This window comes from Streptomyces sp. GbtcB7, from assembly GCF_019091445.1.
Lineage (GTDB): Bacteria > Actinomycetota > Actinomycetes > Streptomycetales > Streptomycetaceae > Streptomyces > Streptomyces mirabilis.
In genome coordinates this window covers 41029-65370 of record NZ_JAGXJM010000017.1, presented here as the reverse complement: position 1 = coordinate 65370, position 24342 = coordinate 41029, and the positions used below count along the sequence as shown (strand labels likewise).

Sequence of the window (24342 nt, the reverse complement as noted above, 5' to 3'; positions counted from 1 at the left end):
CGTCTTGGTCGTCCTGACCTTAACGACTACTCGGGCAGCCGGAGTTCCAGGTCGGGCCGGGGCAGGACACCTTCCCGGGTGACGGCGGTGAGCAGGTGGTCCACGGGGCCGCGGCCGGGCAGCTGGGCCTCGGGCTCCACGTCGTGCCAGGGGGCCAGCACGAAGGCCCGCTCGTGGGCGCGCGGGTGAGGGAGGGTCAGGACCGGGTCGCCGGAGACGACATCGGCGTACGCCACGATGTCCACGTCGATCGTGCGCGGGCCCCAGCGCCCGTCCCGTACACGGTGGAAGGCCTCCTCGATCGCGTGTGCCCGCTCCAGGAGCGAGGACGGCGGGAGGGTGGTCTTGAGGACCACGACCGCGTTGAAGTACGTCGGCTGGCTGCCCGGTTCGACGCCCCAGGGCTCCGTCTCGTAGACGGGGGAGACCGCCTTGACGCGGACGCCAGGGGTGTCCTCCAGGGCGTCGATGGCGCCCTGGAGGGTCTCCAGGCGGTTGCCCAGGTTCGAGCCGAGGGAGAGCACCGCCCGTTTCGGGTTCTGCAGGGTCGTGTCGGCGGCGTCCACGCGCTCGACCACGGAGGCGGGCACCGGCTGTACGGTCGGGTCGCTCTGACCCTCGATGAAGTAGGCGGTCATACTCGGCTCCGGGTGATCGTGACGGTCACGTCGTCGAAGGGGACCGTGATCGGCGCGTCCGGTTTGTGCACGCAGACCTCGACCTCCTGGACCCCGTCGTGCTTCAGGCAGGTCTGGGCGATGCGCTCGGCGAGGGTCTCGATGAGGTTGACGGGCTCGCCCTCGACGACGGCCACGACCTCCTCCGCCACGATGCCGTAGTGCACGGTCTTCGACAGGTCGTCCTCGGCCGCGGCCGGTCGGGTGTCCAGGCCCAGTGTCAGGTCCACGATGAAGGTCTGGCCTTCCTCGCGTTCCTTCTGGAAGACACCGTGGTGCCCGCGGGCCTTGAGGCCGCGCAGCGCGACACGATCCACGCGAATCACTCCTGCAATCGTCGGTAGCGGCCGATGTCCACCGAGTGCGGTCGGCGCACCGGCCTCGAACGAATCTACCTGCGGGCACTGACAGAGCTCGCCCACGGGGACACGCGCCCACATGATGGGCGCGAGGCTTCATCGGGCGTTTCCCCTGGGGAACACGGCGGCTCACGGGTTGGTAGCCGCCCCTACCCAGCGGTTCGTGATTCCAACCACTCCTTGGTGCCGGTGGACCACCCGCCCACCCGACGGGGGGTGTCCAGGGGCTCGGCGGGGGTGTTCTCGTCCTCAGCCGGGGGTGTCCTCGTCCTCCTCCTCGCCCGATTCGGCGAGTACGGGTGAGGCGTGGTGCGACCAGAGCTTCCAGCCGTCGGCCGTGCGGCGGAACACGTTCGTGGCGACGACCAGCTGGCCGACGAGGGGGCCGAGCTCGTCGCTGTCCTCGGGGGCGGGGCCGCCGCTGAGGATGTTCTCGGTGCAGGTCACCAGCGCGGTGTCGCCCGTGACGGAGACGTGCACGTCCGTGAGGAAGAACTGGATGTACTCCGTGTTCGCCATGATCAGCGCGTACGAGCGCAGGACCTCACCACGGCCGTTGAGGACCGGCCAGCCGGGGTGGACGCAGGAGATCACCACCCCGTCGCCCTCGATGTCGTCGTCGGCGGTGTCCAGGGGAGCCAGCCACAGCGACGACAGTTCTTCGAAGTCACCCCGCTCGAGTGCCTCGTAGAAGGCGGTGTTGGCGAGTTCGACCTGCTCGATGTCGGTGCGGGGTGCGCTCACAGGGCTCCCTCTACGGCCCGGGCGACTCGTACGGCGTCGGCGGTGGCCCGTACCTCGTGGACCCGGACCGCCCAGGCACCCTGGTGGGCGGCGAGCGCGGAGACGGCGGCGGTGGCGGCGTCCCGTTCGCGGGCCGGCGGCGGGGCGCCCTCAGGGCCCGCCAGCACGCGGCCCAGGAACCGCTTGCGGGAGGCGGCGACGAGCAGGGGGTGGCCGAGCTCGCTCAGCCGGTCGAGGTGGGCGAGCAGCGACAGGTCGTGCTCGGAGTCCTTGGAGAAGCCGAGGCCAGGGTCGACGACGATGCGGTCGGGGGCGATGCCGCCCGCCAGAACGGCCTCCACACGCGCGTGCAGCTCGTCGACGACTTCGGAGACGACGTCCGCGTACGTCCCCCTCACGTTGCCGCCCTCGAGGAAGCCGCGCCAGTGCATGACCACGAAGGGCGCGCCGGCCGCGGCGACGGCGGGGATCATCGCGGGGTCGGCGAGACCGCCGCTCACGTCGTTGACGAGGGCGGCGCCCGCGGCGAGCGACTGCTCGGCGACGGATGCGCGCATGGTGTCGACGGAGACGGTGACGCCTTCCGAGGCGAGGCCGCGGACGACCGGGATGACGCGCTTGAGCTCTTCCGCCTCGTCGACGCGGGTCGCGCCCGGGCGGGTGGACTCGCCGCCGACGTCCACCAGGTCGGCGCCCTCGGTGACCAGGTGGAGGCCGTGTTTGACGGCGGCCGTCGTGTCGAACCAGCGGCCGCCGTCGGAGAAGGAATCGGGGGTCACGTTGACGACCCCCATGACCGCGCAGCGGTCCCAGGTCGGCAGTCCCGCGACGTGGCCGCGGCGGCGCTCGGAGTTCATACGTCCAGCCTAGGCCTCCGGCGGGGGGCCGAATCGTCTGCGGGTTCGCTCCGGCGGGGGTCTTTCGACCGCTTCGCGGCCTGTTTCCCGCCCACCCGTCCGACCCGGACGCCCAAGCGGCTCCGTCGGGGTGTGATCTCGGGAGGGTGAGGAGCGCCTCGGGGGTGGAGTCTCGGTCGGGTGAGCAGTCGCCTCGAAAGGGGCGGAAGTGTGGATACCGGGCGCCAAAGAAGACCGCGGCCCGAGCGAGGGTCCCCAGGGCTGGGGTAGGGGCCCTCGCTCGGGCCTGTTCAGGGGGACTACGCCGCCCTGACCCCGTGTTCCGCCACGCCGTGGGCGCACGGGCGCGGAGCCGGTGTGCGGCGGCGCAGCAGGCTCGGGAGGGCCAGGTTCACGAAGCCCTCGGCCTGCATGGCGGCGATGCCGATACGCGGGAGGTCGCGGGAGGAGCGGTAGACGACGAAGCGGGGCTCCCAGCGGGGGCGGAACTTCGCGTTGAACTTGTACAGGGACTCGATCTGGAACCAGCGCGAGAGGAAGACGAGCAGGCCACGCCAGGCCCGCAGCACCGGCCCCGCGCCGATCTTCTCGCCGCGTGCCAGCGCCGAGCGGAACATCGCGAAGTTGAGCGAGATCCGCTTGATGTCCAGACGCGGGGACGCCTCGAGCGCCGCCACGATGAGGAGCTCGTTCATACCGGGGTCGGCCGAGCGGTCGCGGCGCATGAGGTCGAGGGAGACACCGTCCGTGCCCCAGGGGACGAAGTGCAGGACGGCCTTCAGATCGCCGTACGGGCCGAGCGCGTCGTCCGCCTTGTGGGCGGTGGCGATCAGGCAGTCGCCGTCGGACGGGTCGCCGATGCGGCCGAGCGCCATGGAGAAGCCGCGCTCGGTGTCCGTGCCGCGCCAGGCCTCCGCCGCCCGCCGTATCCGCTCCAGCTCGCCCTCGCTGAGGTCACGGATGCGCCGCACCCGGGTCTCGTAGCCAGCCCGTTCTATGCGCTTCACCATTTGACGCACGTTGCGCATCGCGCGCCCGGACAGGGAGAAATCCGCGACGTCCACCACCGCCTCGTCGCCCAGCTCGAGGGCGTCGAGGCCGGTCTCGCGGGTCCACACCTCGCCGCCCGTCTCCGAGCAGCCCATGACGGCGGGGGTCCAGGAGTGGGCCTTGGCCTCGTCCATGAAGCGTTCGATGGCGCCGGGCCAGGCCTCGACGTCGCCGATGGGGTCGCCGCTGGCGAGCATCACGCCGGAGACGACGCGGTAGGTGACGGCCGCCTTGCCGCTGGGGGAGAAGACGACGGCCTTGTCGCGGCGGAGCGCGAAGTGGCCGAGCGAGTCACGACCGCCGTGCTTGTCCAGCAGGGCCCGCAGCCGGGTCTCGTCGTCCTCCGTGAGGCGGGCGGCGGGGTGTTCGGGCCGGAAGGCCAGGTAGATCGTGGTGACGGCGGTCAGCCAGCCGAGCGCGCCGAGCGAGAAGGCGACCGTCCAGGACGTGGGTCCGGCGTAGTCGACGGGGCCTTCGAAGCCGACCAGGCCGTACAGGACGTGCGTGATGCGGTCGGCCAGGCTCGGGTCGCCGACCATCCGGTTCTGGTGGGCGCTGACGATGACCAGTCCGAGGACGAGGGAACCGGCGCCCATGAGGACGAAGTTGGCGAGCGCGCGCCAGCGGCTGCGCGGATCGGGCAGGGCGGCGAACTCGCTCCGGTGGCGCAGCAGCGGTGCGAGCAGCGCGAGGGAAATGACCACCCCGATGATCGAATGGCGGTACGCGAACTGGGCGACGGCACCCGCCGGCAGCAGGACCACGGCGGCCCGCCATGCTCGGCGCTTGCGGCGCCGCAGCCCATGAGCGAGCAGCAGCAGGAGTACGCCGGCACTCAGCGACAGCGCGGCGGCGAAGGGGCCGAACGAGCCGGGCAGCACCTCGGCCATGGCGTGCATACGGCTGCGCCGGAAGCGCGGGAAGACGCCCGCGGCGATGTCCAGGACCCCTACGAGTGTGCAGGCCCTGGCGACGAGGGCGGGAACGGCATCTGGGCGCGGACCACGGAGTATGCGTCGCGTCCTGCCCGTGCGGTCTGGAACCTCGGCCGACATTTCCCCATCTATCCTGACAGACATCGCATCCCGTAGTTCTGCGAGAGACCTTGAATCCGGCGCCAATCCGGCATCCGGCGACATTGCGCCCTCTAGGACGGTGTCTTGGGGGGTCAGGTTCACTCCCCAGCGGAAAGCCGGTTCAAAAGGCAAGGAAAGTCCAGGGCAAGGCCTCGCGAAGCAGCAGGGCGGCCAGGGGCGGAAAGCGCAGGCAGGACAGCTCATGGGTCTCACGAGCAACAAGGTGCTGGTGCTGGCGGTTCTGTCCGCCGTGCTGCTGTTTGTCGGCACGGTGTGGTGGTGGCCGCGGCTGGCGCGGCGTAACTGGCGGGCCGTCAGCGGACGGATCGGACTTCTTCTGGTCACCCAGGTGGCGATCTTCGCTTCGATCGGCCTGTACGCCAACCAGGCGTTCGGGTTCTACGCGAGCTGGGCGGACCTCTTCGGTCAGGAGAGCGGCCAGGGCGTCGTCGTCTACCACGGCGGCCGGGGCGGCTCCGACGGCGGGCCTCTCCAAGTGGTCGGCACCCAGCCGGTGAGCGTGTCGGGCGGGACCCGGCCGCAGATCGGCGGCCAGATCCAGAAGGTCGACATCGTCGGCCGTACGACGCATATCGCCACGCCCGCGTTCGTCTACCTTCCCCCCGAGTACTTCCAGTCGCGCTACCGCACCCGCACTTTCCCGGCGGTCACGATCCTCACCGGCTACCCGGGTACCGCCGCGGCGCTCATCAAGGGCCTGCACTATCCGCAGACGGCCCACGAGTTGTCCAAGAACGGGCAGATGCAGCCGATGATCCTCGTCATGATGAGGCCGACGGTCGCGCCGCCGCGGGACACGGAGTGCGTGGACATCCCGGGCGGTCCGCAGACCGAGAAGTTCTTCGCCAAGGACCTCCCCGATGCCGTGTCGGCTCACTACAGGGTGGGCAAAAAGCCCGGAAGCTGGGGCATCGTCGGTGACTCCACGGGCGGCTACTGCGCGCTGAAGCTGGCCATGCACCACCCCGAGGCGTACGCCGCCGCGGCGGGACTGTCGCCGTACTACAAGGCGCCGATCGACCCCACGACGGGCGACCTCTTCCACGGGAACAAGGAGCTGCGCAACAGCGCGGACCTGCGCTGGTTCATGCAGCACAAGCCCGCCCCCGACACATCGCTGCTGGTCACCAGCAGCAAGGTGGGCGAGCACAACTACAAGGAGACCCTCAAGTTCATAAGCCTCGTGCAGTCCAAGCACCGCACCCAGATCGCGTCGATCATCCTCGACAGCGGCGGCCACAACTTCAACACGTGGCGACGGGAGATCCCGGCGACGCTTCAGTGGCTCAGCGGGCGGCTGAGCGACCGCTGACCGTCGTCCCCGAATAGGTGGCGGCCCTCGTGATCCGCGCCGAGCCTCCTGGAATTCATGGAGTCCCTCGAATCTCTCGAATCACGCGAACTCAAGGGAATTGATCAACAAGTAGCCGCTTTGCGGGGCAAGCGGGAGCCCTTGTGGGACAAGGAGTTGCCCTTATAGGCGGCTGAGGCGGTGTGAAGCCCCTGGGGTAGCCGTGTTTTTACCGGGCGGGGCTCCAAGATTCGCCTACGCGCGGTAAGTTTCTGGCCATGCCACGTGGACGTCACCGCCATTCCCCACCTCTGCACCGGCTGCTGCCTCCTTCGGCGATCGCAGGCGTCTCGCTCGTCTGCGCCGTGGGGCCCTGGCTGTTCACGGAACCAACGGTGCTCCGCGCCTTGGCCGCGGCCGCCGCGGTGACCGCCGTCGTGGGCGGCATCGTCATGCGCCGCTGGGACACGGCGGCGGGCAAGCGCGTCGCGGACCTCACGCGCGCGCGGGCGAGTGACGAGTGGCGTCACGAGGAGCGCGTCGCCGAGCTCGAGACCGACCTCGACGAGTCGCGCGAGCTGCGCACCAAGCTCGAGCACAAGCTGCGCGCGAGGCGGGCGGAGCTGGCGGGCCTGCGCAACGAACACGCGGCGCTGCTTCGGCGGTACGCCACGGCGGAGACCGAGCGGGCGAGCGCCCTGGAGGGTCGCCGGCTGCTCGAGATAGAGACGGTGGCCCCCGCTCGCGCGCTGACCGCCGCGACGGAGACCGTGGAGTCCGCGGAATCCGTGGACGCCGTGGACTCGGCGGAGCCGGAGGCTCCCGAGGGCGTGGCTGCCACGGACGAGGGCATGAACGAGGGCGCGGGCGAGGACGCGGGCGAGGACACCGACGACGGTGTCACCGCCGAAGACGTGACCACCGTAGAGGCGGAGAACGCCGCCGAGGAGCCGACGGACGCGCCCGAGTCTCCCCAGGTCTTCTCCCCGGCAGGGTCGTCGCTCTTCCTGCGCGCCGACGCCGCGCTGAGCCGGATCACGCACGGCGACGCGGCGGCCGACGTCTCCGACGCGGACACTGAACCGGGCACCGACCCGGACACCGATCCCGACGACGACGCGAAGCCCGGCGCCGATTCCGAAGCCGAGGTCGAAACCGCGACCGCCTCGGACTCCGAGGCCGATGCCGCCGCCTCCGGTTCCGACGAGCGCGAGCCCGCCGGAGGAGAGTCCGCCGAAGGAAGGCCCGCCGAAGGAAGGCCCGCCAAAGGAGAGTCCGACAAAGGGGAACCCCCGACGGACGGCCCTCCGAAGGGCAACCGCTCCCTGACCGACGCCAAGGCGGCGGCGCTGCCCGTCCCCGCCGCACGCGCGGCGTCCGTCGAGGCGGAGCCGGCCGCCCCGGCGGCCCACCCCGTGAAGCCCACGAAGCCCGCTCGTGCCTCCGGGCACTTCACCGTGCCGACCGCGGTGGCCGTCGCCCCGGCCGCGCCCGTGCGGCGCCCCTTGGTCGAGGGCGGGTTCGACTTCTTCGGTACGCAGAAGGGGGCGTCCTCGGCCGCCATGGACGCCATGCAGAACGAGGACCTCGCGGACGTGGTCGGACAGGAGGCGCTCGCCCTGCACAAGGCCGAGGCCGAGTCCGGTTTCAAGCCCGTCGACGAGGGTTCCCGCGGTGTCGGCCAGGTCATCGACCTGACCGCGCACGACGAGACCGAACACATCGACCTGACGGAGCTGCGGACCGCGGCTTCCTGAGGCGCCTGTACGTGGGCACGTGGCTCACGCGGATGAGGGCAGTGGCTCGGGCCACTGCCCTCACGTCGTTCTCACGCCATCCAGCGGTCCGGCCGGGCCTCGCGCCGCCCCGTCCGTGACCGGTCGGCTTGCGCCTGAAGAAGCTCCGCGGCCTCCGCGGCGTCCCGCAGCCGCGCCGTCACCGTCTGGTTGGCCCCCGTGTCCACATGGACGTCGGCGACGCCCCTGAAGCGCTCCCAGGGCCCCTGCGTCAGCCGTACGCTCTGCACCTTCGCGTGCGGCACGAGCGACAGGCGGCGGCGCAGCAGTCCGTGACGCGCCGCGAAGACGGTGTCGGTGACGGCGAGCCCGTAGCCCCGCCACCACAGCGGCACGCACCACCAGGCCCGGCGCGGCGGCCGGGACAGGGCGGACGGCACCGTCACCCCGGGCAGCACCCTCGCGATCACCGACTCGGCGGCCTCGCGCGGAGCGACGGGCACGAGGACGGAGTTCGAGGACCCCGCCACGTCGAGTTCCACCCGTACCCAGCCGCGTCGCCGCCACAGCAGCGGTTCGACGATCCGTACGGTCTGCACGCGTCCGGGCGGCACCGTCTCGTGCGTACGGTCGAGGAGGCCGTGGTCGATGCGGAGCCCGTCCGGCGACTCGCCCACCGTCCAGTCGTACTCGCCGACGAACCGCCCCACGCTGCTCGCGCCCGCGGCGCCGAGCAGCGGCACCCCGGTGGCGAGGACCGTCCACACGCTGTGGGTGGCGAACCACAGGAACGGGGGTACGACGAGCGCGGCGGCCAGGGAACCCCAGGTGGCGCCGGTGAGGACGAGGGAGACGGCGAGGAAGCCCGCCGGCACGTGCAGCAGCTGCCGTACCGGCGCCTCGCCGACCTCGTGAGCCGTCTCGGGGGCGAAACCGGCGGCGCGGGCGAGGAGTTCGGCGCGCAGGGCGCGGGCCTCGTCCTCGCCGAGGTAGGCGAGTTCGTCCTTCTTGTCCGTTCCTATGACGTCGAGTTTGAGCTTGGTGACGCCCGCGACGCGGGCCAGCAGCGGCTGGGTGACGTCGACGGCCTGCAGTCGGTCGAGCCGGATGTGCGCGGTGCGTCGGAACAACAGGCCGGTACGGATGCGCAGTTCGGTCTCGGTCACCGCGAAGTGCGTGAACCACCAGCTCAGAAAGCCGTAGAGGGCGGCCGCCGGGACGATGACGGCGAGCCCGATGAGCAGCGCGGTCGTCGTCAGCCTGGTCAGCTGCTCCTGCGCCTGGTTGGGGTCGTGCACGGCCCAACCGGCGACCACGGCGACCGGCGCCCAGGCGCGCCGGAACGGTGTCACCGGGTGCAGCCGCCGCTCCACCAGCGGCTTCCGCTCCCGTATGGCGTCCTTGGCGTCGGGTGCCGGCGTGTTCACAGCCCCGCCGATCGGGCCTCGCCCAGCTCGGTCAGCCGGTCGCGCAGCCGCTCGGCCTCGGTCGGGTCCAGGCCCGGGATGCACGCGTCCGTCGCGGCGGCCGCCGTGTGCAGCTGCACGCTCGCGAGCCCGAAGTGCCGCTCCACGGGCCCGGAGGTCACCTCGACCAGCTGCATCCGCCCGTACGGCACCACGGTCTCCTCGCGGAACAGCACACCGCGGCTGATCAGCAGGTCGTCCGCGCGCTCGGCGTACCGCCAGGAGCGCCAGTTGCGCCCCAGCATCCCCCAGCCCCACACCAGCAGGGCGAACGGCAGCAGCGCGAAGGCCGCCCAGACGGCGCCCGCGAACACCGCGAGAAGCACCCCCAGGACGATCGTCAGCAGTCCCAGCCACACCACCAGCAGCAGCCGGCGCATCCGCAGCAGCCCCGGCGGCAGCCCGGTCCAGACCGGCTCCGCCGCCGTGCTTCCCACGGTGTTTCCCGCGGTCTCCGCGCTCCCCGTATCCATGCCGCAAGGGTACGTACGACAGACTGTCCCCATGACTCCTACGACGGAGACCATGGTCGGTATCGGCGGCGCCGCGGAGAGCACCGACATGGTGCTCAACATCGGGCCCCAGCACCCGTCCACGCACGGGGTGCTGCGGCTGAAGCTGGTCCTGGACGGTGAACGGATCCAGCACGCGGAGCCGGTGATCGGCTATATGCACCGCGGCGCGGAGAAACTCTTCGAGGCGCGCGACTACCGCCAGATCGTCATGCTCGCCAACCGTCACGACTGGCTCTCCGCCTTCTCGAACGAGCTGGGCGTGGTCCTCGCCGTGGAGCGGATGCTCGGCATGGAGGTCCCCGAGCGTGCGGTGTGGATGCGCACGCTGCTTGCGGAGCTGAACCGGGTCCTGAACCACCTGATGTTCCTGGGTTCGTACCCCCTGGAGCTGGGCGGGATCACCCCGATCTTCTACGCCTTCACGGAGCGCGAGGAACTCCAGCACGTCATGGAGGAGGTCTCCGGCGGGCGCATGCACTACATGTTCAACCGCGTCGGCGGTCTCAAGGAGGACCTCCCGGCCGGCTGGACCACCCGCGCGCGCGGCGCCGTCACGGCCCTGCGCTCGCGGATGGGCGTGTACGACGACCTGGTGCTCGGCAACGAGATCTTCCGGGGGCGTACGCGGGGCGTGGGCACCCTCGCGCCGGAGACCGTGCACGCCTACGGAGTGAGCGGGCCGATCGCGCGCGCCTCGGGCGTCGACTTCGACCTGCGCAGGGACGAGCCGTACCTCGCCTACGGGGAGCTCCAGGACACCCTGAAGGTCGTCACCCGCCAGGAGGGTGACTGCCTGGCCCGCTTCGAGTGCCTCCTGGGGCAGACGCACAACGCGCTCGACCTCGCGGACGCCTGTCTCGACCGGCTCGCGGACCTTCCGCCCGGGCCGATCAACCAGCGCCTCCCGAAGGTCCTGAAGGCGCCCGAGGGACACACCTACGCCTGGACCGAGAACCCCCTCGGGATCAACGGCTACTACCTGGTCAGCAAGGGCGAGAAGACCCCGTACCGGCTGAAGCTGCGCTCGGCCTCGTTCAACAACATCCAGGCGCTGGTGGAGCTGCTGCCCGGGACGCTGGTCGCGGACATGGTGGCGATCCTGGGGTCACTGTTCTTCGTGGTCGGGGACATCGACAAGTAGGCCGTCGGCCGGTGGTTCGTCGGCAAGGAGGCCGTCGATCATTGGGTTTGGAATTCCAACCGGCTGGAGCAGCCAGCCGAAGTCGCCCAGGCCGCCGGTCGCGGTGAGTTCGGCGGCTTCCCCCGCGCCCGCCAGAGCGCGTACGTAGGCGGTGGGGTCCGTGGCGGCGAGTGAGAGCGCCGGCCGGGTGCCGCTCACGCCCAGCGCGCGCAGGGCCGCCCGCTGGGTCACCACGCGCCCTCCGGGCAGCGTGCACGCGTCCAGTGCCACATGCGCCGTGATGTCGCACGAACCGTCCGGCACGGGCGCCGTCTCCCTGCCCTCGCGGAAGCCGGTGAGTGTCCCGAAAGGCGGTCGCGCGGCGGCGAAGTGCGCGTAGTCGACGGCGACGGCGAGGCCCCGGTCCAGGGAGGCGACCGCACCGGCCCAAGCGGTGTCTCTGGGGAGACCGATCTCGGCGCGGGCCCCCTCGAAGACCATCTCTTTGGAGGGCACGTCATCGGAAGGCACCTCCGCGGAGGGCGCCCCTGGGAAAGGCACCTCTTCGGAGGCCAGTGGCCACCACCTCCGCAGCCACTGCGCCTCCGCCCCGGCCACGGGCTCACCCAGGCGCTCGGCTCCGTCGTCGTCCCGTACGAGAACCAGCCGGGGTACGCCCGTCGCGTCCACCTCCGCCACCTCCACCGGCACGTTGTCCAGCCACTCGTTGGCGAACAGCAGCCCGGTGATCCCCTTCGGGGGCCGGCTGAGCCACTCGATCCGGTGATCGAGAACAGCGGGGCGGTCGGCGCGTTCGACGGCGTACCCGCGCGTGCGGGAGGCCACTTCGGCGGGGAGCGCGGCGAGGACACCGGTCACCAGCTCACCGCGGCCCGCCGCCATGTCGACGAAGGCGAGCTCGGCAGGGCGGCCGAGGGCCTCGTCGACCCGGCACAGCAGCCGGGCCACGGCCGCGGCGAACAGCGGGGACGCGTGCACCGACGTACGGAAGTGGCCGGCCGGCCCCTCGGGCCCGCGATAGAAGCCGGAGGGCCCGTACAGGGCCTCCTCCGTCGCCTCGCGCCAACCTCGCCACTCACCTGACCCCGCATGCCTCACCGGACCAGGCTAGGCCCCCCTGGAAGACGGGCCCCTAGGACCTGCCCGGCGGATCATGTCGCAGACGCGGGGTCTGGCACGCACATCTGCGGCGTTGTCGTCGGTCGCCATGGCTCCGCCATGACTCCCTCCTCCGCCTTGCAGCTGCACGCACCAGACCCCGCTCACCGGCGTTCAAGAGGCGCCGTTGCTGCTCTGCGACCTGATCCGCCGGACAGGCCCTAGCCGTATCGGGCGGGGGAGCATCCACCTTGGGGAGTACGAGAGCCCCTTGCGGATCGACCCTCCGGTTGACCCCTGCACACTGCATGCTTCCCTACGCTGGGTTACGTGCAGCGCCTCTATGACTTTCTCCGCAGGCACCCGACGTGGGTCGACAGCTTCTGGGCCGTCGTCCTGCTCGGGATCTCCGGCGTGAGCCTGACCAACGTCAACGGCGCCGCCGATCAGCGCGGGTCGCTCGCCGCGGCGCTCCCGATCGCCGTCGTACTGAGTGCGGTCGTCGCGCTGCGCCGCCTCATGCCCGAGAAGATGCTGGTCCTGGCCGCAGTGGTCGGTATCGCGCAGGTCGTCCTGGATGTCCCGCCGGCGCCCGGGGACTTCGCGATGCTGGTGATCATCTATACCGTCGCCGCGGACGGTGCCCGCTGGGCTTCGCGCCTCGGGCTGATCGGCGGCCTCTGTGCGGCGACCGTCGGGCAGCTCCGCTGGCCGCTGCGGGATCAGGGCCCGCTGGGCGCCGTCCTGATAGTGATCTTCCAGACGGTTCCGTTCGCGCTCGCCTGGGTGCTCGGCGACTCCATCCGCACCCGCCGCGCCTACCTCGCCCAGTTGGAGGAGCGCGCCGCCCGCCTGGAGAAGGAGCGCGAGGCGCAGGCCAAGGTGGCCGTCGCAGCCGAGCGCGCCCGGATCGCCCGCGAACTGCACGACGTGGTCGCGCACAACGTCTCGGTGATGGTGGTCCAGGCAGACGGTGCCGCCTACGTCATGGACGCCGCCCCCGAGCAGGCCAGGAAGGCCCTCGAGACCATCTCCGGGACCGGTCGCCAGGCCCTCGCCGAGATGCGCCGTCTGCTCGGCGTGCTGCGCACCGGCGAGCACCAGGAGAGCGGCGAGTACGTGCCGCAGCCCGACGTCGAGCAGCTCGACGACCTCATCGAGCAGTGCCGCACCTCGGGCCTGCCCGTCGACTTCAAGGTCGAGGGCACCCCGCGCCCGCTGCCCAGCGGGGTGGAGCTCACGGCGTACCGCATCGTCCAGGAGGCGCTCACCAACACGCGCAAGCACGGTGGCCCGAACGCGGGCGCGAGCGTGCGCCTGGTCTACTTCGACGACGGGCTCGGGCTGCTCGTCGAGGACGACGGCAAGGGCGCGCCCCACGAGCTGTACGAGGAGGGCGGCGCCGACGGCCAGGGGCACGGCCTGATCGGGATGCGCGAGCGCGTCGGTATGGTCGGAGGCACTCTGGACGCGGGGCCGCGCCCCGGTGGAGGCTTCCGCATCAGTGCCCTGCTGCCGCTCAAGTCGGCTCACTGACACCTGTAACGACACCTTTTGGTCGGTTCCAAAAGCTTTTTGACCGTTGATGGAGAGGGAAGAGACCCCGATGGCGATCCGCGTGATGCTCGTCGACGACCAGGTGCTGCTGCGCACCGGCTTCCGGATGGTGCTCGATGCCCAGCCGGACATGGAGGTCGTGGCCGAGGCGGGCGACGGCGTCGAGGCCCTCCAGGTCCTGCGGTCGACCGCGGTCGACGTGGTGCTGATGGACGTACGCATGCCGAAGCTGGACGGTGTGGAGACCACCCGCCGCATCTGCTCGGACCCCAACCCTCCGAAGGTGCTGATACTCACCACCTTCGACCTCGACGAGTACGCCTTCTCCGGACTGAAGGCGGGCGCCTCCGGCTTCATGCTCAAGGACGTGCCGCCCGGCGAGCTGCTCACCGCCATCCGCTCCGTGCACAGCGGTGACGCCGTGGTCGCGCCCTCCACCACCCGGCGCCTGCTCGACCGGTTCGCGCCGATGCTGCCCCACGCCGGCAAGGAGCCCCAGCACAAGGAGCTGGAGCGGCTCACGGACCGTGAGCGCGAGGTGATGGTGCTGGTCGCGCAGGGTCTGTCGAACGGCGAGATCGCGGCCCGTCTCGTGCTGTCCGAGGCCACCGTGAAGACGCATGTGGGGCGCATCCTGACCAAGCTGGGGCTGCGGGACCGGGTGCAGGTGGTGGTTCTCGCGTATGAGACGGGGCTCGTACGGGCGGGCGGGCAGCGTTGATCCGGGGCGGGCACCGCTGATCCGGACCGACGGGCCGACGGGGCGATCGTGGGTGCGTGACCGGGGCGTAACCGGGGCCCACTAGGGTCTGCGCATGCTCCTGTGGATCAACGGCCCCTTCGGGGGCGGCAAGACACAGACCGCACACGAGATCCAGCGACGGCTGCCCGGCAGCGTCGTCTGCGACCCGGAACACGCCGGCTTCGGTCTGCGCCGCATGCTGCCGCCCGAACTGCGCGGGGACTTCCAGGACTTGGCGTCCTGGCGACAGGGTGTGGTCGAGGTGCTCGACCTCGCCCTCGGCAAGCACGAGGGTGTGGTCATCGTCCCCATGACGGTCACCAACGCCCGCTACTTCGAGGAGACGGTCGGGCGACTGACCGAACTGGGCCACGACGTACGGCACTTCGCCCTCCTCGCCGAGCGCGAGACCGTACTGAAGCGGCTGCGCGAGCGCGGCTTCGGACACCTCCTTCAGTACGTCGCCGGGAAGGACGCCCCGCTGCGGCACGAGAGTTGGGCCGTGCGGCAGCTCGACGACTGCCTGGAGCGGCTGCGCGAGCCGGAGTTCGCGGAGCACCTGTGGACCGATCACACGACGGTCGCCAAGACGGCCGACCGGATCGCCGTGCTCGCGGGACTGACGCTGACGCCGAACAAGGACGGGGCGGTGCGGGGACGGCTGCGGCGGGCGTGGACCGGCGCCAAGCACATCCGGTTCGACTGAGCCTCCGGAGCGCCGGACACGGGGTTGTCGAGCTCGACGTGGGTCCGCCGGGTTCGGCATGGGTCCGCCGGGCTCAGCGCAGGATGCCCTCCAGGAAGTCGCTGCCCAGCCGGGCCACGACGCTGACGTCCAGCTGATGCAGCACATACCGCCCGCGGCGTCTCGTGGTGATCAGGCCCGCCTTCTTGAGCACGCCCAGGTGCCGGGATATCTCCGGGGCCGTCATCCCGTTCACCTGCGCCAGCTCGCCCGTGGTGAACGCGCTGCGGGCCAGGCTGCGGCAGATCCGCATCCGGACCGGATGGGACAGGGCGGTCATCCGCAGGGTCAGCTGCTCCAGCGAGAACGGTGCCGCGAGCTCCGGGGAGCCGACCGGATAGTGCAGCACCGGCTGCCAGCCGTAGCGATGCAGCACCATCAGGTGCGGCCAGCCGAGACTGGTCGGCACGAGGAGGAGCCCGCCCTCCCCGGTGGCCGTCTGGCCCTGGCCCAGCTTGTCGACCGTGATCGTCCGGCCGGTCTCGTCGAGCGTCACCGCCGGGGACACCGAGGCCATGGCCTCGGCCAGGCCCTTGTGCCGCAGGAGGTCCGTCTTGTGGCGGGCGTCCGCCGCGAGCTGGTGGCGCAGCCGGGACCAGGTCTCGGCGAAGAAGGCCTCGTCGCAGTCCTCCAGGAACTGCCGCAGCCATGCCCGGATCTGTGGCGGATCGTCCAGCAGCCGCTTGCTGAACCGCACCTGCTGGGGTCCGCGCGCGGCGGCCAGCTCCAGCGCGCGCTGCTGCAGCTCGGGGTCGGAGAGCGTGTCCCGGCCCGGCGCCGCGTACGGAAGCGCGCAGGTGAACTCCAGGGCGGCGTCCACGAACTGCTCGTCGGTCAGTTTGTCCAGCAGATCCAGCTCCTCGGCGAGCGTGGCGCCCGGGAGCGTGGTCCTGCCGGGAATCCCCGCGTACGGCAGGAACAGGTCCGAGAACGTCGTCCGCCACAGGAAGTCGGCCTCGCACATCCGGTCCGCGAGATGCGAGTCGAGCCGGGCGGTCACGCCGGTCGCCCAGCCCTGCAGCCCGGGGTGGTGACCCGGCTCGGACAGCGCGTGCAGCGCCATGCAGAGCTCGGCCAGGGGCGACGGCACGACGGAGATCCGCTCCTGCCGCAGCCCGGTGACGTCGATGTGCACGCTCATGACCTCATGGTGCACCCCGCCACTGACAACGCCGTCGTCGATTGACGGCGACCGTCAATCGGGGCGACAGCCGCCGAGGACGGGCAGCAATCTGGGACGACCGGGGCAACCGCGGGCCTTCGGATTTCCCTCCCGTCGCGCGTTTCCCGTCCGGAGAGGCGATGAGCCATGAGCATCACCCAGCAGTACTTTCTCGACACCTACCGGGCCCGTCGGCACGGCGAGCCGGGCCCTCCGGCGCCCGGCGCGCACGACTGGCAGGTCGCGCGCGAGCTGCGCGACCTCCGGCGGTTCCGGGCGGTCGTGGCGGGCCGCCCGGCCGACGGCCGGATACGCCAGGCCCTGGGCCGGTGGCTGCGCGGACGGCGGCCGCACCCGGGCTGCTGACCTCCGTGCGGGTCGCGCGGGTTTCCGTGCGGCGCCGGCCGGGCGCCGGTCGCCGGTCGCCGTGTGCGGTCAGCCGGGCAGTCGCTCGACGAACTCCCGGACGGCCGCCCGTACGTCCTGCGCCGTCCACTCCAGAGCGGGCGCCGCCACCGTGACCTCGGTGAGCGCGAGCCCCGGACCGCCCCGCATCCAGCTCTGGGAGAAGAGCGAGGTCTTCGTCTCCTCGGTCTGCCGCAACGCCGCGTCCGTGAGGACGTCCGGGTCGTACGGCAGCCAGACCTGGAACTGGTGGGTGTGCGGCTCTTCCGGGTGGACGCGCGCCCAGGGGACCTTGGCCTCCGTGAAACCCTCGCGCAGGGCGGCGGCGACCACGCGCGCGTGGGCCACGTACTCCGGCAGCCGGGGCAGCTCCTGGTCCAGGCCGATGAGCGCGGCGAGCACCGTGGGGAACTGCTGGAGGATCATGCCGCCGTACCGGTGCCGCCAGGTCTTCGCCTCGTCGATCAGCGTCTTCGGGCCCGCGATCGCCGCCCCGCCGAAGCCTCCGAGCGACTTGTAGAACGACACGTAGACGCTGTCCGCGAGGCCCGCGATCTCGTCCAGCGGGCGGCCGAAGTGCGAGGTGCACTCCCACAGGCGGGCCCCGTCGAAGTGGACCACCGCGTCACGATCCCGGGCGGCCTCCACGACCTCGGAGAGTTCCTCCCAGGAGGGCAGCACAAAACCGGCGTCCCTGAGCGGCAGTTCGAGCAGCAGCGCCCCGAAGGGCTCCTCGAAGTCCCGTATCTCCTGGGCCGTGGGCAGCCGGGGCTCGTCGGTCACCCGCACCGGGCGCAAGCCGCTGACCTGGCTGAACGCCTGCCGTTCATGGACCTCGGGGTGGCCGAGCGCATGGAGCGCGACGGTCGGGTTCCCGGTACGGCCCGCCCAGCAGCGCAGGGCGACCTGCTGGGCCATGGTGCCGGTGGGGAAGAAGGCGGCCGCCTCCTTGCCGAGCAGGCCCGCGACCCGCTCCTCCAGGGTCTCCACGATCTGGCCGCCATACATGTCGACGGGCCGGTCGAGGTCGTACACGCCCTCGGCGCCGTCGTTCAGCCAGGCCAGCCGTTCCCGGACCGTGTGCTGGTGGCTGGGCTGCCACAGCACGCGCCGGGCCGCCCGCAGCGCGGCACTCCGCCGCTCCCGCAGCCGCTCGGCCGCCTCTTCCTGATCCTGGCCCGCACTCTCCGGGTCCTGCCCCGCCGTCTCCGGATCCTGCGCCACCGTCATCGGGTCCTGTCCCGCCGTCGCTTCCGCCGTATCGCTCATCCCCGGATGATGTCGCGCGCGGCCCCGCCTCGGCATCCTCGTTTTCCGCACCCCCCGCGACCTGCGGAAACCCACAGCCTGTGGACAACGAAAACGACGCTCGAACCAATCGCGTTAACATGACGAGAAATCGTCCGGTACCCCGAGCGGACTGGAACGGAAGGCCGCCGTCGAGTGAGTACATTCCCCCAGCCAGACCCCAAGGACCGCCCCGCGCGGCTCACCGTCGGCGTTGTGGGCGCGGGGCGGGTCGGCCCCGCCCTCGCCGCGGCGCTCCAGCTCGCCGGGCACCGCCCGGTGGCCGTCTCCGGGGTCTCCGACGCCTCCAGGCGGCGGGCCGCGCTGCTCCTGCCCGACGTGCCGCTGCTCTCCCCGGCGCAGGTCCTGGAGCGCTCCGACCTGGTCCTGCTGACCGTCCCGGACGACGCCCTGCCCGGGCTCGTCGAGGGGCTCGCCGAGACGGGCGCCATCCGGCCCGGACAACTGCTCGTGCACACCTCCGGGCGGTACGGCGCGCGGGTGCTCGACCCGGCGCTCAGGGCGGGCGCCCTGCCGCTCGCGCTGCACCCCGCCATGACGTTCACCGGCACCCCCGTGGACGTGCAGCGGCTCGCCGGATGCTCCTTCGGGGTCACCGCGCCCGAACAGCTGCGCCTGGCCGCCGAGGCCCTGGTGATCGAGATGGGCGGCGAGCCCGAGTGGATCGCCGAGGAGTCCCGCCCGCTCTACCACGCGGCCCTCGCGCTCGGCGCCAACCACCTGGTGACCCTGGTCGCCGAGTCCATGGAACTGCTGCGCACCGCCGGCGTCGAGGCCCCGGACCGGATGCTCGGCCCACTGCTCGGCGCCGCCCTCGACAACGCCCTCAGGTCGGGCGACGCCGCCCTCACGGGGCCCGTCGCGCGCGGAGACGCAGGCACGGTCGCCGCGCACGTCGCCGAACTGCGCAAGCACGCCCCGGGGACCGTCGCCGGCTATCTCGCGATGGCCCGCGCGACCGCCGACCGGGCGCTGGCCCACGGCCTGCTGAAGCCGGAACTCGCCGAGGACCTCCTCGGGGTACTCGCCGACGGCGCGACCCTGCCCGACGACGGGAGCGACCGATGACCACCACCCTGCTGCGCACCGCCGACGAGCTGCACGCGCGCGTACGGCGCGGCAGCCGGGCCGTCGTGATGACCATGGGCGCCCTGCACGAGGGCCACGCCACGCTGATCCGCGCCGCCCGCGAGATCGCCGGGCCCGAGGGCGAGGTCGTCGTCACGGTCTTCGTGAACCCGCTCCAGTTCGGCGCGGGCGAGGACCTCGACCGCTACCCGCGCACCCTCGACGCCGACCTCAAGATCGCCGAGGAGGCGGGCGCGGACGCCGTGTTCGCCCCCTCCGTGGACGAGGTCTACCCCGGCGGCGACCCCCAGGTCCGCCTCTCCGCGGGCCCCATGGGCGAGCGCCTGGAGGGTGCCGTGCGCCCCGGTCACTTCGACGGCATGCTCACCGTCGTCGCCAAGCTGCTGCACCTCACCCGGCCCGACGCGGCGCTGTTCGGGCAGAAGGACGCCCAGCAGCTCGCCCTGATCCGCCGCATGGTGCGCGACCTGAACTTCGGCGTGGAGATCGTCGGCGTGCCCACCGTGCGCGAGGAGGACGGGCTCGCCCTCTCCAGCCGCAACCGCTACCTCGCGCCCGAGGAGCGGCGCACCGCGCTCGCCCTCTCGCAGGCCCTCTTCGCGGGCCGCGACCGGCACGCCGCCCAGGAGGCCCTGCGCGCCCGGGCCCGCGAAGTGCCCGCCACACGCGCGCGTGCCGAGGCGCTGAGCGCGATCGGCGAATCCCGCGCCGCCGCCGACGCGCACGCGGTCGCCAAGGCCGTACCCGGCGCCCCCGCCGCCGTCCGCGCCGCCGCCCGCCTCGTCCTGGACGAGGCCGCCCGCCTCCAGCCGCCGCTGGTCCTGGACTACCTGGCGCTGGTCGATCCGTCCGACTTCACCGAGATCGAGGACGACTTCACCGGCGAGGCGGTCCTCGCCGTCGCCGCCCGGGTCGGGACGACCCGCCTGATCGACAACCTCCCCCTCACCTTCGGAGCCGCCTCGTGACCGCCACAGGCACAGGTACACCTACGGGTACTGGCATACGACTGCACGCACCCGCCCCCGGCTGGGCCCTCACCGCGGACGTGGTGGTCGTCGGCTCCGGCGTCGCGGGCCTCACCGCGGCGCTGCGCTGCGAGGCCGCGGGCCTGCGGACCGTCGTCGTCACCAAGGCCCGCCTCGACGACGGCTCCACGCGCTGGGCACAGGGCGGCATCGCCGCGGCCCTCGGCGAGGGCGACACCCCGGAACAGCACCTCGAGGACACCCTCGTCGCGGGCGCGGGCCTGTGCGACGAGGACGCCGTGCGCATCCTCGTCACCGAGGGCCCCGACGCCGTACGCCGCCTGATCGAGACCGGCGCCCACTTCGACGAGTCCACCGAAGGCGAGCTGGCCCTCACCCGTGAGGGCGGCCACCACCGCCGCCGCATCGCGCACGCGGGCGGCGACGCGACCGGCGCCGAGATCTCCCGGGCCCTCGTCGAGGCGGTACGCGCGCGTGGCCTGCGCACGGTCGAGAACGCGCTCGTCCTGGACCTCCTCACGGACTCCGACGGGCGCACCGCGGGTGTGACCCTCCACGTCATGGGAGAGGGCCAGCACGACGGCGTGGGAGCCGTCCACGCCCCCAACGTGGTCCTCGCCACCGGCGGCATGGGCCAGGTGTTCTCCGCGACCACCAACCCGTCGGTCTCCACGGGCGACGGCGTGGCACTCGCCCTGCGCGCGGGCGCCGAGGTCTCCGACCTCGAATTCGTCCAGTTCCACCCGACCGTGCTCTTCCTCGGCCCGGACGCCGAGGGCCAGCAGCCGCTGGTGTCGGAGGCGGTACGCGGCGAGGGCGCCCACCTGGTCGACGCGGACGGCGTGCGCTTCATGGTCGGCCAGCACGAGCTGGCCGAACTGGCGCCCCGGGACATCGTCGCCAAGGGCATCATGCGGCGCATGCAGGAGCAGGACGCCGAGCACATGTACCTCGACGCCCGGCACTTCGGCGCCGACATGTGGGAGCACCGCTTCCCGACCATCCTCGCCGCCTGCCGCGCCCACGGCATCGACCCGGTCACCGAGCCCGTCCCGGTCGCCCCGGCCGCCCACTACGCCTCCGGAGGCGTCCGCACGGACGCCCGCGGCCGCACCACGGTGCCCGGCCTCTACGCGTGCGGCGAGGTCGCCTGCACCGGCGTCCACGGCGCCAACCGGCTCGCCTCCAACTCCCTCCTGGAAGGCCTCGTCTACGCCGAGCGCATCGCCGCGGACATCGCGCGGAGCCGCTCGGAAAACGGCCTCCACGCGCGCGTGCCCGTACCGGTCCCGCACCCCGAGAAGCCCGCCCACCCCCTGCTCGCCCCCGAGGCCCGGTTCGCGATCCAGCGGATCATGACGGAGGGCGCCGGTGTGCTGCGCTCCGCCGAGTCCCTCGAGACCGCCACCGGCCGGCTCCAGCAGCTCCACACCGACGCCCGCGACGCCCTCGACGAGAACGGCAAGACCTCCGAGCCCGGCGTCGACACCTGGGAGGCCACCAACCTCCTGTGCGTGGCCCGGGTCCTGGTCGCGGCCGCGCGCCTGCGCGAGGAGACTCGTGGCTGCCACTGGCGCGAGGACCACGCCGACCGCGACGACGCCGACTGGCGCCGCCACATCGTCGTACGGCTGAATCCCGACCGCACGCTGGCCGTACACACCACGGACACCGCAGACTTCCCCCCGACCCTCCAGCAAACCCCCGGCTCCCCCCGACCAGGGGGGACCCCCGTGCCCCAGCGCCTTCAGGAGCAGTGACAGCAGTGAGCACCCCCGACCTTCCCCTCGCCCAGAGCGGCGGCTGCGGCGACGGCTGCGGCTGCGGCGCCGAAGCGGACGACGACGCGTACATGGAGTGCGGCCTCGACCCCGCGCTCGCCCAGCTCCTCGCCGACGCCGGGCTCGACCCGCTGGAGGTCGAGGACATCGCGAACGTCGCCATCCAGGAGGACCTCGACCACGGCGTGGACGTGACGACCGTCGCGACCATCCCCGAGGACTCCGTCTCCACCGCCGACTTCGTCGCCCGTGACGCGGGCGTCGTCGCGGGCCTGCGGGTGGCCGAGGCCGTCATCTCCGTGGTCTGCACCGACGAGTTCGAGGTGGAGCGGCACGTCGAGGACGGCGACCGGGTCGAGGAGGGCCAGAAGCTCCTCAGCGTCACCACCCGCACCCGCGACCTCCTCACCGCCGAGCGCAGCGCGCTGAACCTGCTGTGCCGGCTGTCCGGCATCGCGACCGCCACACGCGCGTGGGCGGACGCCCTGGAGGGCACCAGCACCCGCGTGCGCGACACCCGCAAGACGACGCCGGGCCTGCGCGCCCTGGAGAAGTTCGCGGTGCGCATGGGCGGCGGCGTCAACCACCGCATGTCGTTGTCGGACGCGGCGCTGGTCAAGGACAACCACGTGGTCGCCGCCGGCGGCGTCGCCCAGGCCTTCGAGGCCGTCCGCGAGGCCTTCCCGGAGGTGCCGATCGAGGTCGAGGTCGACACTCTGCACCAGCTGCGCGAGGTCGTGGACGCGGGCGCCGACCTGATCCTTCTCGACAACTTCACGCCCGTCGAGTGCGAGGAGGCGGTGGCCATCGTGGAGGGCCGGGCGCTCCTCGAAGCCTCGGGGCGGCTCACGCTCGCCGACGCCGGGGTGTACGCGAAGACCGGCGTCGACTTCCTGGCCGTGGGCGCGCTGACCCACTCCTCGCCGATCCTGGACATCGGCCTCGACCTGCGCGAGGCGTCGACGGACCAGGCATCGACGGACCAGGCCTCGACGGACGAGGCGGAGTAGGACCCATGCTGCTCACCATCGATGTCGGCAACACGCACACCGTCCTCGGTCTCTTCGACGGCGAGGAGATCGTCGAGCACTGGCGCATCTCCACGGACGCCCGCCGCACCGCCGACGAGCTCGCCGTGCTCCTCCAGGGCCTGATGGGCATGCATCCGCTGCTCGGCGAGGAACTGGGCGACGGCATCGACGGCATCGCGATCTGCGCCACCGTCCCGTCCGTACTGCACGAACTGCGCGAGGTGACCCGCCGCTACTACGGCGACGTGCCCGCCGTGCTGGTCGAGCCCGGCGTCAAGACCGGCGTGCCGATCCTCACGGACAACCCCAAGGAGGTCGGCGCGGACCGCATCATCAACTCGGTCGCCGCCGTCGAGCTCTACGGGGGGCCGGCGATCGTCGTCGACTTCGGTACGGCGACCACTTTCGACGCGGTGAGTGCGCGGGGTGAGTACGTCGGCGGTGTCATCGCGCCCGGTATCGAGATCTCCGTGGACGCGCTCGGGGTCAAGGGGGCTCAGCTGCGCAAGATCGAGGTGGTTCGGCCGCGGGCGGTCATCGGCAAGAACACCGTCGAGGCGATGCAGTCCGGGATCATCTACGGGTTCGCGGGGCAGGTCGACGGGGTCGTCAACCGGATGGTGCGCGAGCTGGCGGAGGATCCCGACGACGTCACCGTCATCGCTACGGGTGGGCTGGCGCCGATGGTTCTCGGCGAGTCCTCCGTCATCGACGAGCACGAGCCGTGGCTCACGCTGATCGGCCTGCGCCTGGTCTACGAACGCAACGTGTCCCGCACCTGACTTCCTTCGCCCCCGCCGCCCCTACCCGTCCCGTCCCAGGGGCTCCGCCCCTTCGCCCCGCCAGGGGCGCTGCGCCCCCTGGACCCCCGCATCGGCCTGAACGGCCTCGTCCTCAAACGCCGGACGGGCTGAGTGATGCGGGCCGGGGTGGGTGGGTGGACCTGGGGGTAGGTGGGGCGTCGGCCTGCGGCCTTGTCCTCAGTCGCTGGACGGGCTGAGTGATGCGGGCCGGGTTGGGTGGGTTGACGGGGGTGGGTGGGGCATCGGTCTCCGGCCTCGTCCTCAAACGCCGGACGGGCTGAGTGATGCGGGCCGGGTTGGGTGGGTTGACGGGGGTGGGTGGGGCATCGGTCTCCGACCTCGTCCTCAACCGCCGGACGGGCCCAAGACACGGGCCGGGGCGGGTGGATTGCCGGGGTGGGTGGGGTTCGGCCTTCGGCCCTCGGCCTTGTCCTCAGGCGCTGGACGGGCTGAGGGGCGCGGGCCGGGGATCGGTCTGCGAGTTCTCGTACTCGAACGTCGGACGGGCTGGATGGATGTGGGCTGGGGGCGCGATGCGACCTTCGGCCTCGCCTTCAAACACCGGTCGAGCCGAGGTTCTTAGGGGCGCGGGGAACTGCGCGCCCAGCCCCCACCGTCCCGCAGCCGCAAAAGCCGCGTGGGCAGCGCCCCGTCAGGGGCGCGGGGAACTGCGCGCCAAGCCCCCACCGGCCGTCAGCC

The 24342-nt window shown here is 72.0% G+C and carries 22 protein-coding genes; 12 read left to right on the top strand and 10 right to left on the bottom strand.

Features of this window, described 5'->3' with window-relative positions; all coding sequences use genetic code 11:
* Positions 1 to 26: 26 nt before the first annotated feature.
* From folK to KVT44_RS26690, 5 genes are all read right to left on the bottom strand, one after another.
* Complete coding sequence (folK, locus tag KVT44_RS26710) at positions 27 to 638, bottom strand: 2-amino-4-hydroxy-6-hydroxymethyldihydropteridine diphosphokinase (protein ID WP_099921343.1); 612 nt, start codon at positions 636 to 638, stop codon at positions 27 to 29.
* Positions 635 to 994 (bottom strand): dihydroneopterin aldolase, encoded by a 360-nt coding sequence (gene folB, locus KVT44_RS26705; protein ID WP_054237484.1) that lies wholly within the window; start codon positions 992 to 994, stop codon positions 635 to 637. The genes folK and folB overlap by 4 nt, the downstream gene beginning before the upstream one ends.
* A 291-nt stretch (positions 995 to 1285) precedes the next feature.
* On the bottom strand, positions 1286 to 1780 hold the full coding sequence (locus KVT44_RS26700) for a nuclear transport factor 2 family protein (protein ID WP_099921342.1): 495 nt from the start codon (positions 1778 to 1780) through the stop codon (positions 1286 to 1288).
* Positions 1777 to 2637, bottom strand: a complete 861-nt coding sequence (gene folP / locus KVT44_RS26695) for a dihydropteroate synthase (RefSeq protein WP_099921341.1) — start codon at positions 2635 to 2637, stop codon at positions 1777 to 1779. Before folP ends, KVT44_RS26700 begins: the two co-directional genes overlap by 4 nt.
* Positions 2638 to 2936: 299 nt before the next feature.
* The gene (locus KVT44_RS26690) at positions 2937 to 4742 is read right to left on the bottom strand and encodes a phosphatidylglycerol lysyltransferase domain-containing protein (RefSeq protein ID WP_217569193.1); all 1806 of its coding nucleotides are present in this window, start codon (positions 4740 to 4742) and stop codon (positions 2937 to 2939) included.
* A 223-nt stretch (positions 4743 to 4965) separates the two neighbouring features.
* Between KVT44_RS26690 and KVT44_RS26685 the strand changes: the two genes are divergently transcribed.
* On the top strand, positions 4966 to 6096 hold the full coding sequence (locus KVT44_RS26685) for an esterase family protein (RefSeq protein WP_099921339.1): 1131 nt from the start codon (positions 4966 to 4968) through the stop codon (positions 6094 to 6096).
* 257 nt (positions 6097 to 6353) lie between these two features.
* A complete protein-coding gene (locus KVT44_RS26680; RefSeq protein ID WP_217569191.1) occupies positions 6354 to 7832 on the top strand; it encodes a hypothetical protein in 1479 nt (492 codons plus the stop codon).
* Between the two features lie 71 nt (positions 7833 to 7903).
* On the opposite strand, the gene KVT44_RS26675 is transcribed toward KVT44_RS26680, so the two are convergent.
* The gene (locus KVT44_RS26675) at positions 7904 to 9238 is read right to left on the bottom strand and encodes a PH domain-containing protein (RefSeq protein WP_099921337.1); all 1335 of its coding nucleotides are present in this window, start codon (positions 9236 to 9238) and stop codon (positions 7904 to 7906) included.
* On the bottom strand, positions 9235 to 9750 hold the full coding sequence (locus tag KVT44_RS26670) for a PH domain-containing protein (protein ID WP_054237490.1): 516 nt from the start codon (positions 9748 to 9750) through the stop codon (positions 9235 to 9237). The genes KVT44_RS26675 and KVT44_RS26670 overlap by 4 nt, the downstream gene beginning before the upstream one ends.
* 31 nt (positions 9751 to 9781) lie before the next feature.
* On the opposite strand from KVT44_RS26670, the gene KVT44_RS26665 reads away from it, so the two are divergent.
* Positions 9782 to 10933 (top strand): NADH-quinone oxidoreductase subunit D, encoded by a 1152-nt coding sequence (locus KVT44_RS26665; protein ID WP_217569189.1) that lies wholly within the window; start codon positions 9782 to 9784, stop codon positions 10931 to 10933.
* Here KVT44_RS26665 and KVT44_RS26660 read toward each other — a convergent pair.
* Positions 10898 to 12031: an SAM-dependent methyltransferase gene (locus KVT44_RS26660; RefSeq protein ID WP_217569187.1), complete on the bottom strand. Its 1134-nt coding sequence runs from the start codon at positions 12029 to 12031 to the stop codon at positions 10898 to 10900. The two genes, KVT44_RS26665 and KVT44_RS26660, sit on opposite strands and share 36 nt — an antisense overlap.
* A gap of 330 nt (positions 12032 to 12361) precedes the next feature.
* Here KVT44_RS26660 and KVT44_RS26655 point away from each other — a divergent pair, with 330 nt between their 5' ends.
* The 3 genes from KVT44_RS26655 to KVT44_RS26645 all read left to right on the top strand — a co-directional run bounded on the left by KVT44_RS26655 (position 12362) and on the right by KVT44_RS26645 (position 15036).
* Positions 12362 to 13567, top strand: a complete 1206-nt coding sequence (locus KVT44_RS26655; protein ID WP_075032437.1) for a sensor histidine kinase — start codon at positions 12362 to 12364, stop codon at positions 13565 to 13567.
* Between the two features lie 70 nt (positions 13568 to 13637).
* Complete coding sequence (locus KVT44_RS26650) at positions 13638 to 14309, top strand: response regulator transcription factor (protein WP_054237494.1); 672 nt, start codon at positions 13638 to 13640, stop codon at positions 14307 to 14309.
* Positions 14310 to 14403: 94 nt separating this feature from the next.
* Positions 14404 to 15036: an AAA family ATPase gene (locus KVT44_RS26645; RefSeq protein ID WP_217569185.1), complete on the top strand. Its 633-nt coding sequence runs from the start codon at positions 14404 to 14406 to the stop codon at positions 15034 to 15036.
* Positions 15037 to 15109: 73 nt separating this feature from the next.
* Here the strand turns inward: KVT44_RS26645 and KVT44_RS26640 are convergent, their stop codons facing one another.
* Positions 15110 to 16216 (bottom strand): DUF5937 family protein, encoded by a 1107-nt coding sequence (locus KVT44_RS26640; protein ID WP_168494251.1) that lies wholly within the window; start codon positions 16214 to 16216, stop codon positions 15110 to 15112.
* Between the two features lie 168 nt (positions 16217 to 16384).
* On the opposite strand from KVT44_RS26640, the gene KVT44_RS26635 reads away from it, so the two are divergent.
* The gene (locus KVT44_RS26635; RefSeq protein WP_217569184.1) at positions 16385 to 16603 is read left to right on the top strand and encodes a hypothetical protein; all 219 of its coding nucleotides are present in this window, start codon (positions 16385 to 16387) and stop codon (positions 16601 to 16603) included.
* 69 nt (positions 16604 to 16672) lie between these two features.
* Here the strand turns inward: KVT44_RS26635 and KVT44_RS26630 are convergent, their stop codons facing one another.
* A complete protein-coding gene (locus KVT44_RS26630; protein ID WP_217569182.1) occupies positions 16673 to 17911 on the bottom strand; it encodes a low specificity L-threonine aldolase in 1239 nt (412 codons plus the stop codon).
* 174 nt (positions 17912 to 18085) lie between these two features.
* Here KVT44_RS26630 and KVT44_RS26625 point away from each other — a divergent pair, with 174 nt between their 5' ends.
* Genes KVT44_RS26625 through KVT44_RS26605 form a run of 5 tightly spaced genes read left to right on the top strand, consistent with a single transcriptional unit; the run spans position 18086 to position 23622 of the window.
* Positions 18086 to 19018 carry a Rossmann-like and DUF2520 domain-containing protein gene (locus KVT44_RS26625; RefSeq protein ID WP_075032433.1) on the top strand — a complete coding sequence of 311 codons (933 nt, stop codon included), beginning with the start codon at positions 18086 to 18088 and terminating at the stop codon, positions 19016 to 19018.
* Positions 19015 to 20007: a pantoate--beta-alanine ligase gene (gene panC, locus KVT44_RS26620; RefSeq protein WP_217569180.1), complete on the top strand. Its 993-nt coding sequence runs from the start codon at positions 19015 to 19017 to the stop codon at positions 20005 to 20007. The genes KVT44_RS26625 and panC overlap by 4 nt, the downstream gene beginning before the upstream one ends.
* The gene (locus KVT44_RS26615) at positions 20004 to 21788 is read left to right on the top strand and encodes an L-aspartate oxidase (protein WP_099921329.1); all 1785 of its coding nucleotides are present in this window, start codon (positions 20004 to 20006) and stop codon (positions 21786 to 21788) included. The genes panC and KVT44_RS26615 overlap by 4 nt, the downstream gene beginning before the upstream one ends.
* A gap of 5 nt (positions 21789 to 21793) precedes the next feature.
* Positions 21794 to 22819: a carboxylating nicotinate-nucleotide diphosphorylase gene (gene nadC / locus KVT44_RS26610; RefSeq protein WP_217569178.1), complete on the top strand. Its 1026-nt coding sequence runs from the start codon at positions 21794 to 21796 to the stop codon at positions 22817 to 22819.
* A gap of 5 nt (positions 22820 to 22824) precedes the next feature.
* On the top strand, positions 22825 to 23622 hold the full coding sequence (locus KVT44_RS26605) for a type III pantothenate kinase (RefSeq protein WP_099921327.1): 798 nt from the start codon (positions 22825 to 22827) through the stop codon (positions 23620 to 23622).
* The last annotated feature ends 720 nt before the right edge of the window (positions 23623 to 24342 follow it).